At 43.0% G+C, this 14,534-nt stretch carries 13 protein-coding genes and 1 tRNA gene; 7 read left to right on the forward strand and 7 right to left on the reverse strand.

Features of this window, described 5'->3' with window-relative positions; translation table 11 throughout:
• Positions 1–110 precede the first annotated feature (110 nt).
• Positions 111–1,148 (reverse strand): rod shape-determining protein, encoded by a 1,038-nt coding sequence (locus ACT3QP_RS07800; protein ID WP_318779501.1) that lies wholly within the window; start codon positions 1,146–1,148, stop codon positions 111–113.
• Between the two features lie 587 nt (positions 1,149–1,735).
• On the opposite strand from ACT3QP_RS07800, the gene gatC reads away from it, so the two are divergent.
• The 7 genes from gatC to ACT3QP_RS07835 all read left to right on the forward strand — a co-directional run bounded on the left by gatC (position 1,736) and on the right by ACT3QP_RS07835 (position 7,713).
• On the forward strand, positions 1,736–2,050 hold the full coding sequence (gatC, locus tag ACT3QP_RS07805) for an Asp-tRNA(Asn)/Glu-tRNA(Gln) amidotransferase subunit GatC (RefSeq protein ID WP_444525063.1): 315 nt from the start codon (positions 1,736–1,738) through the stop codon (positions 2,048–2,050).
• A 74-nt stretch (positions 2,051–2,124) separates the two neighbouring features.
• Positions 2,125–3,621, forward strand: a complete 1,497-nt coding sequence (gatA, locus tag ACT3QP_RS07810) for an Asp-tRNA(Asn)/Glu-tRNA(Gln) amidotransferase subunit GatA (protein WP_444525064.1) — start codon at positions 2,125–2,127, stop codon at positions 3,619–3,621.
• Positions 3,621–5,150 carry an Asp-tRNA(Asn)/Glu-tRNA(Gln) amidotransferase subunit GatB gene (gene gatB, locus ACT3QP_RS07815; protein ID WP_444525065.1) on the forward strand — a complete coding sequence of 510 codons (1,530 nt, stop codon included), beginning with the start codon at positions 3,621–3,623 and terminating at the stop codon, positions 5,148–5,150. Before gatA ends, gatB begins: the two co-directional genes overlap by 1 nt.
• A gap of 94 nt (positions 5,151–5,244) precedes the next feature.
• Positions 5,245–5,321 (forward strand) — tRNA-Pro (locus tag ACT3QP_RS07820).
• A gap of 109 nt (positions 5,322–5,430) precedes the next feature.
• On the forward strand, positions 5,431–6,354 hold the full coding sequence (locus ACT3QP_RS07825) for a hypothetical protein (protein ID WP_444525066.1): 924 nt from the start codon (positions 5,431–5,433) through the stop codon (positions 6,352–6,354).
• Positions 6,355–6,456: 102 nt separating this feature from the next.
• Entirely contained in the window at positions 6,457–6,636 is a 180-nt protein-coding gene (locus ACT3QP_RS07830; RefSeq protein ID WP_444525067.1) for a hypothetical protein, read from the forward strand.
• Positions 6,637–6,738: 102 nt separating this feature from the next.
• A complete protein-coding gene (locus ACT3QP_RS07835; protein WP_444525068.1) occupies positions 6,739–7,713 on the forward strand; it encodes a DUF1853 family protein in 975 nt (324 codons plus the stop codon).
• Positions 7,714–7,732: 19 nt separating this feature from the next.
• Here the strand turns inward: ACT3QP_RS07835 and ACT3QP_RS07840 are convergent, their stop codons facing one another.
• The 6 genes from ACT3QP_RS07840 to ACT3QP_RS07865 form a co-directional block, all read right to left on the reverse strand.
• The gene (locus ACT3QP_RS07840; protein ID WP_444525069.1) at positions 7,733–8,263 is read right to left on the reverse strand and encodes a DUF2726 domain-containing protein; all 531 of its coding nucleotides are present in this window, start codon (positions 8,261–8,263) and stop codon (positions 7,733–7,735) included.
• 333 nt (positions 8,264–8,596) lie between these two features.
• On the reverse strand, positions 8,597–9,769 hold the full coding sequence (locus ACT3QP_RS07845; protein ID WP_444525070.1) for a LysM peptidoglycan-binding domain-containing protein: 1,173 nt from the start codon (positions 9,767–9,769) through the stop codon (positions 8,597–8,599).
• Between the two features lie 265 nt (positions 9,770–10,034).
• Complete coding sequence (locus ACT3QP_RS07850; RefSeq protein WP_444525071.1) at positions 10,035–11,420, reverse strand: bifunctional folylpolyglutamate synthase/dihydrofolate synthase; 1,386 nt, start codon at positions 11,418–11,420, stop codon at positions 10,035–10,037.
• A gap of 194 nt (positions 11,421–11,614) precedes the next feature.
• On the reverse strand, positions 11,615–12,523 hold the full coding sequence (gene accD, locus ACT3QP_RS07855; protein ID WP_444525074.1) for an acetyl-CoA carboxylase, carboxyltransferase subunit beta: 909 nt from the start codon (positions 12,521–12,523) through the stop codon (positions 11,615–11,617).
• A 346-nt stretch (positions 12,524–12,869) separates the two neighbouring features.
• A complete protein-coding gene (gene trpA, locus ACT3QP_RS07860) occupies positions 12,870–13,694 on the reverse strand; it encodes a tryptophan synthase subunit alpha (protein WP_444525072.1) in 825 nt (274 codons plus the stop codon).
• 76 nt (positions 13,695–13,770) lie between these two features.
• On the reverse strand, positions 13,771–14,322 hold the full coding sequence (locus ACT3QP_RS07865; RefSeq protein ID WP_444525073.1) for an NADAR family protein: 552 nt from the start codon (positions 14,320–14,322) through the stop codon (positions 13,771–13,773).
• Between the last annotated feature and the right edge of the window lie 212 nt (positions 14,323–14,534).

The raw sequence follows: 14,534 nt of genomic DNA on the forward strand, positions 1-14,534 counted from the left end.
TGAATTCTAGCCTTTATTAATGTGATTAAAGGCAGCACAATTGGCTGCCTTTACCTTTATCTTCACCTTTATATAGTTACAACCAATTCTTTTATCTTCATTTAAATAGCTTAAACAAAAATCATATTCAAACTTTTGTTGTTGATAAAATCAAGTGCAATACCACCACCACGACTGACGCAAGTCAGCGGATCTTCGGCAACGGTCACAGGCAATCCTGTTTCTCTTGAAATCAACTTGTCTAAATCACGTAATAACGCACCGCCACCAGTCAAGACAATACCACGCTCTGCGATATCTGATGATAGCTCAGGTGGCGTTTGTTCAAGTGCTGCTTTAACCGCACTTACAATACCACTTAGTGGATCACTCAGTGCTTTTTGTATCTCTTCTGAATTGATCGTAAATGTTTTTGGCACACCTTCAGCCATGCTACGACCACGCACTTCTACTTCTAACTGACTGTCCTCATTCAGTGCAGAGCCCACTTCTTGTTTGATACGCTCAGCCGTTGTCTCACCAATCACACAGCCATGAGTACGACGTACATGAGTAATAATGGCTTCATCAAACATATCACCACCAATACGAATCGATTCAGCATAGACGCAACCAGATAGTGCGATAACAGCAATTTCAGTCGTACCACCACCGATATCAACAACCATCGAACCACTAGCTTCATGAACCGGCATACCAGCACCAATCGCTGCAGCCATTGGCTCTTCTAGCAATAATACCTTACTGGCACCTGCTGATGACACTGCTTCACGAATCGCTTTACGCTCGACGAGAGTAGATTTGCAAGGCACACACACTACCACATTAGGCTGCGCTAGAAAGCGCTTAGCCTTTACCTTCATGATAAAGTGCTTGAGCATCTTTTGTGTCACTTCAAAATCAGCAATCACCCCATCTTTTAATGGACGAATCGCTGTAATATTGGCAGGGGTGCGCCCCAGCATCTGCTTGGCATCGATACCAACAGCAGCAACAGTAGGATTCTGCGTACGATTACTTCGTAGCGCGACTACCGTAGGCTCGTCAAGTACGACGCCTTTATTAGGAATAAAAATTAGGGTGTTCGCAGTACCGAGGTCGATAGCGATATTATTTGATAAAAATCCAAACAGGTTCATGACTAATATATCCAGCGTCTTACGAATGAGGCGAATGAGATTGACTGAGGTGTTACTCGTCAGTGTTGAGCAGGTCGTCGATAGACATTACTTGAAGCAAAAGCTGAACATCGCAACAAGTGAAACCTAAGCAATAATGATGAAATGAAAAATCGAGCTAAATTATACCTATTTAGCTCAAAAAAAACACAGGTATTTACATCAATACGTAAGGATTTTGGTCTTAAACGCTAAAAGTTGTTACAAAATTTGAAATAGTAGTCTCTACCATTCATATTAATGAAACATCATCTAATTCAATAACTAACAAGGGCTCTACAGGCAGGCGATAATTTTGCTTAGTAGCACAGGTACATACTGTAACGTATTTCAGCGCTCAATGGGTAAGCAATTGAGAATCAATCGTGAATTATATAGTCAGTTTTGTAAACCATGCTTTCTTAATCGATATTGTGCATCAATCAAGCGTCATGCTCTGTAAACTTGGGTCAGATGCTTTATAATAAAACAACTTTATATAAGATATTATCTTAGCGCTTACGTAGTAGCTGCTTGTAACCTAAATCTAACAAAAACTGTCCTTCACTGGAGAAACCATGTCACAGCCACCAGCAACGTCTGACAGCAACGTCAGCCGTGAAGAAATCCTAGAAGTTGCCAACCTTGCACGCTTAGGTGTCGATGAAAATACAGCCGATAGCTATGCCGACGACATTAGTAAAGTACTAAAACTGATGAATACCCTTGCGAATGTTGATACCACTGATATCAAACCATTGGCCAATATTCATGAAGCTTGCCAAGAGCTGCGTGCTGACGTCGCTAAGCACGATATCAATCGTGAACGCAATCAATCAGTCGCGCCTGCCGTTGAAGAAGGTTTGTATCTGGTACCACAGGTCATTGAATAAACTGTTGATTCAGTTTTGTATTTTCCTCATTTAACTTTATTTTATGTTATTCACATTTTGACGGACGACACCTTATGTCTGAACTTCATTTATTAAGTACCGAGCAGCTCATTACGGGCTTGCAAGACAAACAATTTAGCAGCGCGGAATTAACCGAACATTATATCAAGCGTATTGATGCGCTAGACAGCAAGATTAACAGCTTTATCACTCACACTTCTGAAACAGCACGCGCACAAGCGAAAGCAGCAGACGAGATGCGTGCGCAGGGCGATAAGCGTCCACTACTTGGTGTACCTATGGCGCACAAAGACATCTTTTGTACTCAAGGTGTGCTGACAACTTGTGGCTCTAAAATGCTGCATAACTTTGTCTCACCATATGACGCAACTATCGTCTCTAACATCAATAAAGCGGGCATGATTAGCTTGGGTAAGCTCAATATGGATGAGTTTGCGATGGGTTCAGACAACAGCAGCTCATACTATGGTACGGTACAAAACCCTTGGAACCTAGAGCGTGTGCCTGGTGGCTCATCAGGTGGTAGTGCTGCTGCGGTTGCGGCAGGTTTTGCGCCAATGGCAACAGGTAGTGACACTGGTGGCTCAATTCGTCAGCCTGCTTCATTCTGTGGCTTAACCGGTATCAAGCCTACTTATGGCCGTGTGTCACGCTTTGGTATGATTGCTTATGCCTCAAGTCTAGACCAAGCGGGTAGCATGGGACGTAGCGCAAAAGATTGCGCCTATCTGCTCCAACCAATGATTGGTCATGACCCACGTGATGCAACTTCTATCCAATACGAGATGCCTGACTATATACAAGATATCAATGATGCCCAAGCTGCTGCTGGTGACAAGCCATTTGACGGCTTACGTATCGGTGTGGCTAAGGAATACTTCGGTACAGGGCTTGATAGCGAAGTTGAGCAAGCAGCACGCGCCGCTTTGAAAAAATACGAAGAGCTAGGCGCAACGATCGTAGAAGTAAACATCACTGATCCTGAAATCACGCTTGCCACTTATTACATGTTGGCACCTGCTGAAGCTTCATCGAACCTATCACGCTTTGATGGGGTACGTTTTGGCTATCGCTGTGAGAACCCAACGGATCTGATTGACCTATATACACGCTCACGCTCTGAAGGCTTTGGCCCCGAAGTACAGCGTCGTATCTTGACAGGGACTTACGCCCTATCGGCTGGTTACTTCGATGCGTACTATACAAAAGCACAGAAGATTCGCCGTTTGATCGTCAAAGACTTCGATGAAGCCTTTGCTAGTTGTGATGTGATTGCTAGCCCAACCGCACCGACTGCTGCTTATAAGCTCAGTGACAATTTGGACCCTGCGACCATGTACTTAGGCGACGTTTATACCATCGCTGTCAACTTAGCGGGTCTGCCTGCGCTTAGTCAGCCAGTTGGTTTGACAACAGAAGGTCTGCCTATTGGCTTACAATTAATCGGTAAACACTGGCAAGAGAGTCAACTGCTCACGACTGCGCATCTGTTCCAGCAGCATACCGATCATCATCTACAACATTCAGCCATCGCAAAGGAGACGGTATAATGAACACAGCAACTACTACTGATAACAATGCCGTCCGTGAGCACGCCGTGCGTAAAGAGCTATTTGTCGATGGCTATGAAGTGGTCATCGGCATTGAGATTCACTGCCAGCTAAATACAGAAAGTAAGATATTCTCCAGTGCGCCAACTGATTTCGGTCACGAGCCAAACAGCCAAGCCAGTATCGTTGACTTGGGTCTACCGGGTGTATTACCAGTGCTAAATGCTGGCGTGGTCGATCGTGCGTTAAAGTTCGGCATCGGTGTCAATGCGGAACTGGGGTTATTCAACACCTTTGACCGTAAAAACTACTTCTACCCTGACTTGCCTAAAGGTTATCAAATCACTCAGATGGCCAACCCTATCGTCGGTGAAGGTTATATCGATGTCGTGGTCAATGAAGGCGAAAAGAACGAATATCCGAAACGTATGGGTATCACTCGCGCGCATTTAGAAGAAGATGCTGGTAAATCAGTGCATGATGCTGTCGACGGTATGACTGGTGTCGATCTTAACCGTGCTGGTACGCCACTGATTGAAATCGTCTCTGAGCCTGATATGCGCTCTGCTCACGAAGCCTTAGCCTATATTAAAGCGATTCATCAGCTGGTTACATGGCTAGGTATCTCAGATGCGGTCATGGCAGAAGGCTCGTTCCGCTGTGACTGTAACGTCTCTGTACGCAAGCCTGGTGCCGATCTCGGTACCCGTACTGAGCTAAAGAACTTGAACTCGTTCCGTTTCATCGAACGTGCTATCAATCGTGAAATCGAGCGTCAAATTGATATCATCGAGGACGGTGGTAAAGTGGTTCAAGCAACGATGCTATATGATCCAGATCGCGATGAAACTCGTGTGATGCGTACTAAAGAAGATGCCAACGACTATCGCTACTTCCCTGATCCTGATCTGCTGCCTGTCCGTATCGAGCAGCATACGGTTGATGCTATTAAAGCCGCGATGCCTGAGCTACCTGTAGCTCGTCGTGCGCGTTTTGAGGAAGCGCTTGGTCTATCAGAATATGATGCTCGTATCCTCACTGGTAGCCGTCAAATTGCTGATTACTTCGAAGCAGTCGTCGCAGAAGTTGGTCAGTCAGATGCCAAAATGGCAGGCAACTGGGTCATGGGTGACCTATTGGGTGCTCTGAATAAAGATGACAAAGACATCATCGACTCCCCTATCAGCGCCAAGCAATTGGCTGGTATGCTAAAACGTATCAAAGACGACACGCTGTCTGGCAAGTTGGCTAAGAAAGTCTTTAGCGCCCTATATGAGCGTGAAGGCGGCGACACAGATGATGCAGCAGACAAAATCATCGAAGCAAAAGGCCTCAAGCAAGAAACGGACACTGGCGCTATCAAGGCCATGGTAGAAGAAGTCATCGCTAAAAATGAGGCCATGGTAGAAGAGTATCGCGGCGGTAAAGAAAAAGCCTTTAACGGTCTGGTCGGTCAAGTCATGAAAGCCAGTCGTGGTAGTGCCAACCCGCAGCAAGTGAACCAAATCCTAAAAGAGTTATTGGGTTAAGGTGAATGGCGATACGTGGAGTTGCGCAATAGACCTTGAGCGAAATAAATAGCTCTTGCAATATGTGCAATTTTGCGTAAAATAGTCAGTCATTCGGGGCGTAGCGCAGTCTGGTAGCGCACTACACTGGGGGTGTAGTGGTCGCAGGTTCAAATCCTGCCGTTCCGACCAAACATAGCAGTAAAGAGAAAAGCCAATCATTGTTTTCAATGGTTGGCTTTTCTTTGTGTTGATATCAGTTAAAATCAAACTTCGTTATATAATTATTTTTGAGATTGAGATGATAAATATTTTGACTGGGGATTTCCTATCCATTGAAGAAGTAGCTATATATTTAGAAAGATTTGGATATAAGTTCGATTTGGAAAAGCAGCACGAATATAGAAGACTATATTCTAAAATCTATGACCTACACACTCAAAAAAATCTGACAGTTTTATTCCATTACTATGGTAAGTTAAAAGAAGAAATAGAAGAAGTCGAATACGATAAGGAGCTTTACACTGGTGAGCCAGTGAGAATTCCAATATATAGAGAAATCAATAACATTCATGCTAATGCTTATTATTACGTGGATACATCACTTTTAAAAAATATACTTATCAATGAAGAGCAAGTTGAACTAGATAATTATATTTCAAAATATGATAAAACTGCACTTACCTCTCCAAAGCAAGATATTTCTTATTATTCGCATACAAACATTTCTATCTCTTCAAGAGATATTCGTATCCCAAAATGTGATTTGGATAATTTATTCGAAGAAACCGTTTCAAACAGCACTACAGAGGATACGGCAAATAGACCTGATCAAACATTGCTCGATAATAAAAGACTAAGCCATGCTGTTGGAGTGGGAAACCATAAAATATTGCAAGGTAGCCCTAAAACAGACAAGCAAATTATCGAAGAGTTTAGAGAGCAGGTAGCAAAGCTTAACTCTGAAAAAGAACAGTTGAAATTGCAACTAGATCAACGAATAAGCACCCCTGTCAACGATGAACCCACACACCATAAAAGCGTAGGTTCTATGCAAGCTTTAGTGACTACGCTTATTAAAATGGCTGAATATGACAAATCAGACTTAGCCGACCCTTATGGAGAACTTAATAAGTTTATTCAAGCAAAAGCCGAGGTACTAGGGCTGACAGTTAAAAAAGACTTTATTGCAAGATGGTTAAAGAAGGCTGACGATGTTCTATAGAACTCTGCCATTTTCTATATAGAACTATCGAACTACCCTATTTCATAGAATACATCCATACCAGCCGTAGCAATCAAGCTACGGCAAATATGGAGCTAAATAATGACTCAGCAAGATCATACCCCACCTAATCTAGAACAAAAGCCACCGCATAACGCGCCTAGCAACTTATCAAAATGTCTACTGCCAATACTCAACACGGTATTCAGCATTTTATTGCCTTACTTGCTATCACCGCCTGATATCAGCATTCATATCCATCACATTAATATCATGTTTTAAAATCAATAAACTGAGCACTACCCTATCCGATACTCGCGTCCTATAGACTTTTATATAGCCAACAGTTAGGGTAAATGCTACACCTTTACACTGGTTCACCTTATGTCAGAGCCTATCCTTCATCCCACCTCTACCCGCCTGATAGATGATGCCCCTTGGGAAGCGTACACACGCCCTTATGTGCGCGATTTGGCGTATGCGCTTGCTTGTCCTAACGTCTTAACACAGTGGTTAGATTTTGCACCGCATGAGAATACACAGACTATTTCAGTACATAGTGCTAGCTTTTGGCAGGCGCAGTTTGAGGCGTATGAGCAACGATTAACAGAGCTGGATACCACTACTGACTATCAAGCGTTGACTCGCTATCTACTCAAGCGCCCAAGTCCCAATCGACTGGGGTTTCATTTTGAGGGATTGATATCATTTTGGTTAGAAGATGGATTTGCGCGCAAGCTGCATCCGTATGAGACACTGGCTAATAATGTGCAACTCTATAATGGCAAACAGACCACTGGTGAGATAGATTTAATCTTATACAATCATCAAGACAAGCTGGTCGAGCATTGGGAACTGGCGATTAAGTTTTTTATGGGATCAGCGCCGTTTGACCCTGTCAACTGGGTTGGGATTAACGCCAAAGACAATCTACAGCGCAAAATGATGCACATGCAGACAAAGCAATTCCGTACGGTGTGGGTAGATACGGAAAATCATGGGAAAATCAAAATTGATAAGCGTTATGGCGTGATAAAAGGGCGGTTCTTTTTGCCAATCAACACGGCTAACTTTGGTCAAGATAATCAACCTGATTGGCTAACACCCAGCTTTCCGCTACATGAATGGTGTGATAAAAATGATCCAGCTACCCTAACTACAATCAATATGGCGACATTGCGACCCGCACATTATGTCGAATGGTTTACCAAGCGCGGCTTTTATGATGAACACCAAACGAAAACGGTTTGGTCGGATAGCGAGCTACCCGCGACAGGGTTGTATTTTGAAGGAGATAGACCAATCGTGATTTGTCCCAAACAACCAAACCAAATAGATGAAGCATCTCAACTAACTTAGATATTTTGAACGAAAAATCTTAATAGCTTTCAATCACCTGCATCAGCTCATATCTGAGCATATCGGCACTGGGCATGCGCTCCGCATGGAAACGCACCATCGCAATACCCGCACTGGCAAGCGCTTTATCTTTCTTGTCATCAGCCTTTTGACGCGCTTTACTACTATGTGTCCAGTCATCAAGCTCGATAGCAACCAGCGTGGTCTGAGCATCAACATCTACGATCACATAGTCAACGCTCTGACGACAAATACGGTTGAACCAAAAGCTACGCTCAGAGGTCTCGGTACTATTGGCTTCAATGATTCGCGACAGCTGAACTTGCACAAAGATATGATACTCTGGCAGGGCATTTTTTAACTTCTTAAAAAATATCACCTCGGTATCTGTCATGATTGGCATCGGTGCAAATGGCCAAATAGCCAAATCGTCACCGCGTACGGGTTTTGGATCAGGCTCAATGCTTTGACGTTTTGACAATAACTTGGGTAACGTAATTAGCCCTAAAAATCCAACGGCCAATATTAAAAATATAACGCCAAATGACATGGTTTTACCTTATACAATAGGAGAGTGACTGGCTAAAGTGATGACTTTGCTATTTTATAAAAGCCATTTACAGACAATCACGGCAGGTCAACCTTTTTAGGCTGACAGGTTATAAAGAAAGAAAATCGGTGCTCATCGTAACCAAGCTTTTGCCAATCGGCAAACGATAAAGCAAAAAACACGACATTAGATGTCGTGTTTTAATCATAAAAACAGTCAGATAAGTTAATCCAAACAAACTTAAGCGTGTTGAGCTTTCATAAATAGGCAGTACCATGATCGAAGAATCGAACACGCTCCGGTTAAAAATCTACGTACTGCTTAGGCAATATGCTAGCGCCAGAATAAAACCCAAGCACCTGTTGTATCGACTTTAGGGTCGCTATTAATTTTATCTTTTAGGGCCAAAGCTGCAATTTTACCACGCTCAGGACCAACGATAACTCGGACACCGCGGCTGGTACGACTGGTTTTAACTTGATAGCCTGCTGCTTGGAATTTTTTTGCCAAATCATCCGCTCTGGCTTGATCGTCTGCCAAGGCTACCTGCACACCAAAATTGCCTTTTGCATCAGTTTCTTTCACTTGCTGACGAGCTTCACTAAGTTTTTGCTGTGCTTCACGCTTAGCCTCAGCTGACTTTTTAGCTAATGCTTCTTCTTTTTTACGTTTTTCTTCACGTGCTTTTTCAGCGGCTGCAGCTTCACGCTCTAAACGTTGTATTTGAAGACGTGACGGAATCGTTATACTTTGCCCCAACTGTAACGATGATGACGGTGAGATATTATTGGCTTGAGCCAATACTTCTACTGGTATATTGTATTGTCTTGCGAGCTTAATAAGTCCATCGCCTCTTTTAACTTGATACTCAAGAGGTGACTTTGGTGGCTCTTTTTTAGCCGCTTCTTTTTTCTTCTTCTCTGCTAAAGCCTTAGCTTCTGCCTGCTTTTTAGCTTCTGCTGCGCGCTTTGCTTCAGCTGCTTTTTTGCTATCTTCTAGCTTTTTAGCAGCAACTTGTTCTTTAATCTCAGCTTCTCTCTTTGCTTCTTGAGCTGCTTTTTGCTTTTCACTGTCAGTCGGCTTATTATCAGTACGAGGCTGAACGGTCAGAGAATCAGTAATATTTTGTGCCGTTTCTGAATTACCACTATCATTGCTAATAGGTGCACTATTAGCCAGATACTGCTGACTTTCTGCGCGTGCTTTAGCCAGTGCTTCTGCCTCAGCCACCTCTTGTTCTGTCAGAAACTGCTGTGCACGCTTTTCTTGCTCTGCGACACGGGCTGCGCGCTCTTTTTGTTTTTGTGCCAAGATACGTTTTTCTGTCTCGATATCTGTGGTCAACGGCTGTGCCGATGCGTTCTCAGTACTTGGCTCATCTATCATCGCTGATACTTCTGCGGGTTCACTATTACTATCACCAATCTGTTGCACCATAGCGTATAGCATCACGCTACCGCCTATAATCATCCCAATGCCCAATAAGGCTTGTCTCGAAAAGTTCATCCGTTTACGTCTCTTAGTTGGTAATAAGGTTGATTGAGCGGCATCGCTACTCTCTCAAATTATATTATTGATAGCACTAGGGCGTGTCTTCAATTCACCCGATAGCCATCTAAATAGATTAAAAAAGACTGAATTTTGCCACCAATTATGTCAATCAACTTTCAAACTATAGTTATAATGTAAAAAGCACTTTGATTATAAAGCATATTTTTCATGCTGTCTGCCACCACATAATGGTTAATATGAACATTACATCACGATTTTTTTATCTTAAGCCGTCAACGTCTAATGCAACCAATGCCTCTCCAATCGTATGAAAAGAACCACAAACCACAATTAAGTCCTGTGGCTGACTGGCATCTATCACCGCATAAGTCGCTGCTTGTAAACGCTCAAATTTATGTATCTTAGCACTATCAACATGGTTCAATAGAATACCCTTTAAATGCTCCGTACTCGCTGCCCGAGGATAGTCAATCTCAGCGATGAACCACTCACTAATGGGCAAGCCTACTTCAGTCAAACGCTGTACGACTTTTTCAATATCTTTATCAGCCAACATAGAAAAGAGCATTTTAATACTGGCAGGCTTTCGTTTAGTTTGATTTTTTTGACTGAAATTATCATCAGTCGCTTGCTGTGCCAAATGCTGCTGCCAAAGTGGTAATAGCTGTGTCAATAAAAACTCAACGCCTTGCTCATTGTGCGCCACATCAAACAGCCAATGACGATGATGACTCTCACGGTAGTCAAAGCGCCCTGCTAACCTGACCGCTTGCAGTGCTTGCTCGATGGCATGAGTATCGATAGTTAATGAACTTGTGAACACCGCTGACAAGGCATTGGCAGTATTGGTTAATGACAATGCTGGGCGCGGTAATTGCATGGTGAGCGCAGCATTGCTATATTGCCACGTCGTTTCATCAATGACACGATAGCTAAAGTCCTGCCCCACTTGATAACATTTTGCTTGATGCTGATTAATCGCTTGCTGAACGCTATTGGGCATCTCCTCAGCACCATAGATTAAGCTAATATCATCACGTAAAATACCTGCTTTTTCTGCGCCGATATCTTCTACATTGTCACCCAACCAGTCGACATGATCGATACCAATATTGGTAATTACCGCGATATCAGGATCAATGATATTGACCACATCTAAGCGACCACCTAACCCAATTTCTAATACCCACACATCACAATCTGCCTCAGAAAATATGAGTAGTGCCGCCAGTGTTGTCATCTCAAAAAATGATAACGTTAAGCCACACTTTAACCGTGCAGTTTCTACTTTACCAAAAGCATCAATCAAGGTTTGATCACTAACCATCTCACCATTGATACGCACCCGCTCATTAAAGACTCTCAAATGCGGCGATTGGTATAAAGCTGTTTTATAACCTGCCGTTTGACACATCTGCGCGATGACAGCAGTCGTTGAGCCTTTACCATTGGTACCTGCTACCGTAAATACATAAGCATCATCTTTGGCCGACTGTACCACACCTAATGCCTCAGCCACTGGCAAAACACGTGATAAACCCATATCTATCGCCGACACGTGTATCTGCTGCATGTAATCGAGCCACTCCGTCAAACTGGCTGTGTCTTTGGGACTACACGGACTAGAATCTAGAGAATCGGACATGGTTCAAACCTATATAAAATATTATAAAAAATAAAGACAGTATATTCGCTAACTAAAACCAAAAATAGCATTTACCGTTATATGACGATAAATGCTATTAGAAATTTTTGAGTATTGTAGAAATATTAACACATGATACTAGGCAATTATAAACCCAATTACCTACTCATTTGAAACCAAGCGTCCACTGTGTGCTACGCACTCATATTAGGCACCTGGCTTAGTTTGGCTAACAGACGATAAATGGTATCAATCAGTTGATGACGATGCACCACCTCATCTACTACGCCGTGCTCTAACAAAAACTCAGCACGTTGGAACGGTTCTTCTAACGTTTCACGTACGGTCTGTTCAATCACGCGCTTGCCCGCAAAACCAATCATTGCTTTTGGTTCCGCTAAGTGAATATCCCCAATCATAGCCAAAGATGCCGTTACACCACCATAAACAGGATTGGTCAAGACAACGATATACGGAATACCAGCAATTCTCAAGCGCTCAATCGCAGCTGCGGTTCGTGCCATTTGCATCAAAGACAACAGACCTTCTTGCATGCGCGCACCGCCTGAAGCAGCAAAGCACACTAAAGGCACTTTATCTTCTAACGCTTTTTCGGCAGCTTGAACAAAACGATCACCAACGACTGAGCCCATAGAGCCACCCATAAAGCGGAAATCAAAGGCACAAGTCACCACATCGAGGTTACGTAGCTTGCCATACAACACAATCAGCGCCTCAGACTCACCTGTTTTTTCTTGCGCTTCTGACATACGCTTTGGATACGGCTTACTGTCCACAAAACTGAGCGGATCTTTGGCAACAAACTCTTGCCCCAGCTCGCCATTTACTTGATCAAGCAACCAGTTTAGGCGCTCACGAGCACTCATCGGTAAATGATGATCACAATGTGGGCACACATAGCAATTAAAAATTAATGATGTATTGGTAATCATCGAGTGACAGCTACTACACTTGGTCGAAGGTTCTGTCTCTACTGCACTCAATGGCGCTGTCAATTGTTGCTTAACGCCTGGTATCGGACGATTAAACCACGATGCTCCAGATGTGTTGGTTTTTGTCTCAGCATTATTAGAAGTAGTCATATCAGGTTTTGTTATCGTATCAGTCATATTATTCGCCATTATCAAAGGCTTATCGACAAGTTGGCTCATTCACTTGTCCCTAAGAGTAAATTTAAAAGTCACATATAGTCATAACATGAGCAGTTATAAGGCACACTTACGCGCAACTGTAACAATTTATGTATAGGGTTAGTTTACACACGTAAACTAACTTTAGCAAAGTCATTTAATAGTGTCTTTATAAACATTGTTATTTATCCATACAGCTGTTTATAAATACTGTGACTCGCAATGCAATGAAAACCTGAATGATGACAACTTAACTTGTTTTAACTTAGGCTTGGCTTACCCTTCACTTATGCTCGGCTTAAGCACTCAAGCTGTCCAGTGCAGCGCGTAGCTCATCCATTTTAGCCATTATTTTCTGCTGAGCAGCTGCAACCGCTGCTGTATCATTGGCATCGATATCAGCAAAGTTCTGTACCAGTGCACTACCTACAATAACACCATCCGCATGCGTGCCAATCGCCTTGGCAGAGGCACCATCACGGATACCAAAGCCCACACATACTGGCAAATCTGTCTCAGCTTTAATGGCTTTTACTTGAGTCGCAACAGAGTCAGTATCGAGCGTGGCCGAACCAGTAACGCCCTTCAGTGATACATAATAAATATAACCGCCACAATGGGTCAATACCTGCTCACGGCGCTCCGGTAAAGTCGTTGGTGATAATAAGAAAATCTCATTCATCGAATGATCGGTCAGATGCTGCGTGAAGCTACCCGCCTCTGCTGGTGGCAAATCAACCATCAATATACCGTCAACGCCTGACTGCTCACATAGCGCAACGAAGTTGTCATAGCCGATGATCTCAACAGGGTTAAGATAACCCATCAGAATAATTGGCGTCTGCGTGTCTGTTTGACGAAACTCTTCGACCATTTTTAATGCATCACGAGTGCTCGTGCCTGCTGCTAGTGCACGCTCGCCTGCTAACGCAACGGTTGGACCATCGGCCATTGGATCAGAGAACGGCAAACCGACTTCGATCATATCAGCGCCGTGCCTCACTAAATCGTGTAGCAAGCCGACTGTCGTGGTCGGATTAGGGTCACCCGCCATTACATAAGGAATCAGGGCTTTTTTATTTTGTGATTTTAACGTTGCAAAAGTGCTTTCAATTCTGGTCATAGTGGTCTCTAAAATGTTTTTGGATTTTTAATATTAACAATTCAATCATTCAATAATATAAAGTTGCTATCACCTCTTAGTCGTTCAGTTTATCTCGTACCGTCATCAGGGCAAAACCAAGTAAGTTTAGGCCATGCCATTTCTCTGGGTTTGAAATACGCTCATCGTCTGCTGCTAATCCTACGCCCCAAACTTTGTCACAAGGACTGGCCTCAACCAATACTCTATTACCAGTATTTAGTAAGTACTGACCAAGTGCCTCATGCTGACCAAACTTTGCTAAATTGGCATCTATTACGATATTAGAACGGTGGTTTTGCCAAATAGTTTCATCAAAACCAATCACTTTGCGCCCAAAATCTTTGGCTTGCTTTGGATGACCCGCATTAATAATTTTATCAAAACTGTCATGATCATTAAATAATAATGCCTTTTGTGCCATCATATAATGCTCGGCTGTGCGATAGCTCACATTATCAATCGTAAAAGGTGATTGCCACCATTGGCTAAAGCAGCTCTTATCAATAGAACCATCTGCACGTGGCTGATGCCCCCAAAAGTAAATATACTTCAAACGTTTTTTGGAGCGATATTGCTTAATAAGGCTGTCTAAATTATAAGTTGGCACCGTTAATCCTTTAGTGGTTTAACTTTATTATTAAAACTGTCATATTCTACTCGCATCCAACATTACTTGAGGTTAAATGGTCATAGTTATTGTTAAGGATCTCATTAAGTAACTTAGCGACCTGCTTTCTATCAATTCGATACTGCTTACCTGACTGCTCTTGAAGCATATAAGTATCGAGAGGCGATTTTAGTAACGCTTGATACGCATTA

Source organism: Psychrobacter sp. AOP7-B1-24, from assembly GCF_052376215.1.
Lineage (GTDB): Bacteria > Pseudomonadota > Gammaproteobacteria > Pseudomonadales > Moraxellaceae > Psychrobacter.

Bases quoted from the DNA above. Each gene is read 5' to 3' on its own strand.
- accD (WP_444525074.1), bottom strand. From the start codon at position 12,523: ATGACTACTTCTAATAATGCTGAGACAAAAACCAACACATCTGGAGCA.
- ACT3QP_RS07825 (WP_444525066.1), top strand. From the start codon at position 5,431: ATGATAAATATTTTGACTGGGGATTTCCTATCCATTGAAGAAGTAGCT.
- gatB (WP_444525065.1), top strand. From the start codon at position 3,621: ATGAACACAGCAACTACTACTGATAACAATGCCGTCCGTGAGCACGCC.
- ACT3QP_RS07835 (WP_444525068.1), top strand. From the start codon at position 6,739: ATGTCAGAGCCTATCCTTCATCCCACCTCTACCCGCCTGATAGATGAT.
- gatA (WP_444525064.1), top strand. From the start codon at position 2,125: ATGTCTGAACTTCATTTATTAAGTACCGAGCAGCTCATTACGGGCTTG.
- gatC (WP_444525063.1), top strand. From the start codon at position 1,736: ATGTCACAGCCACCAGCAACGTCTGACAGCAACGTCAGCCGTGAAGAA.
- ACT3QP_RS07845 (WP_444525070.1), bottom strand. From the start codon at position 9,769: ATGAACTTTTCGAGACAAGCCTTATTGGGCATTGGGATGATTATAGGC.
- ACT3QP_RS07850 (WP_444525071.1), bottom strand. From the start codon at position 11,420: ATGTCCGATTCTCTAGATTCTAGTCCGTGTAGTCCCAAAGACACAGCC.
- ACT3QP_RS07840 (WP_444525069.1), bottom strand. From the start codon at position 8,263: ATGTCATTTGGCGTTATATTTTTAATATTGGCCGTTGGATTTTTAGGG.
- ACT3QP_RS07830 (WP_444525067.1), top strand. From the start codon at position 6,457: ATGACTCAGCAAGATCATACCCCACCTAATCTAGAACAAAAGCCACCG.
- trpA (WP_444525072.1), bottom strand. From the start codon at position 13,694: ATGACCAGAATTGAAAGCACTTTTGCAACGTTAAAATCACAAAATAAA.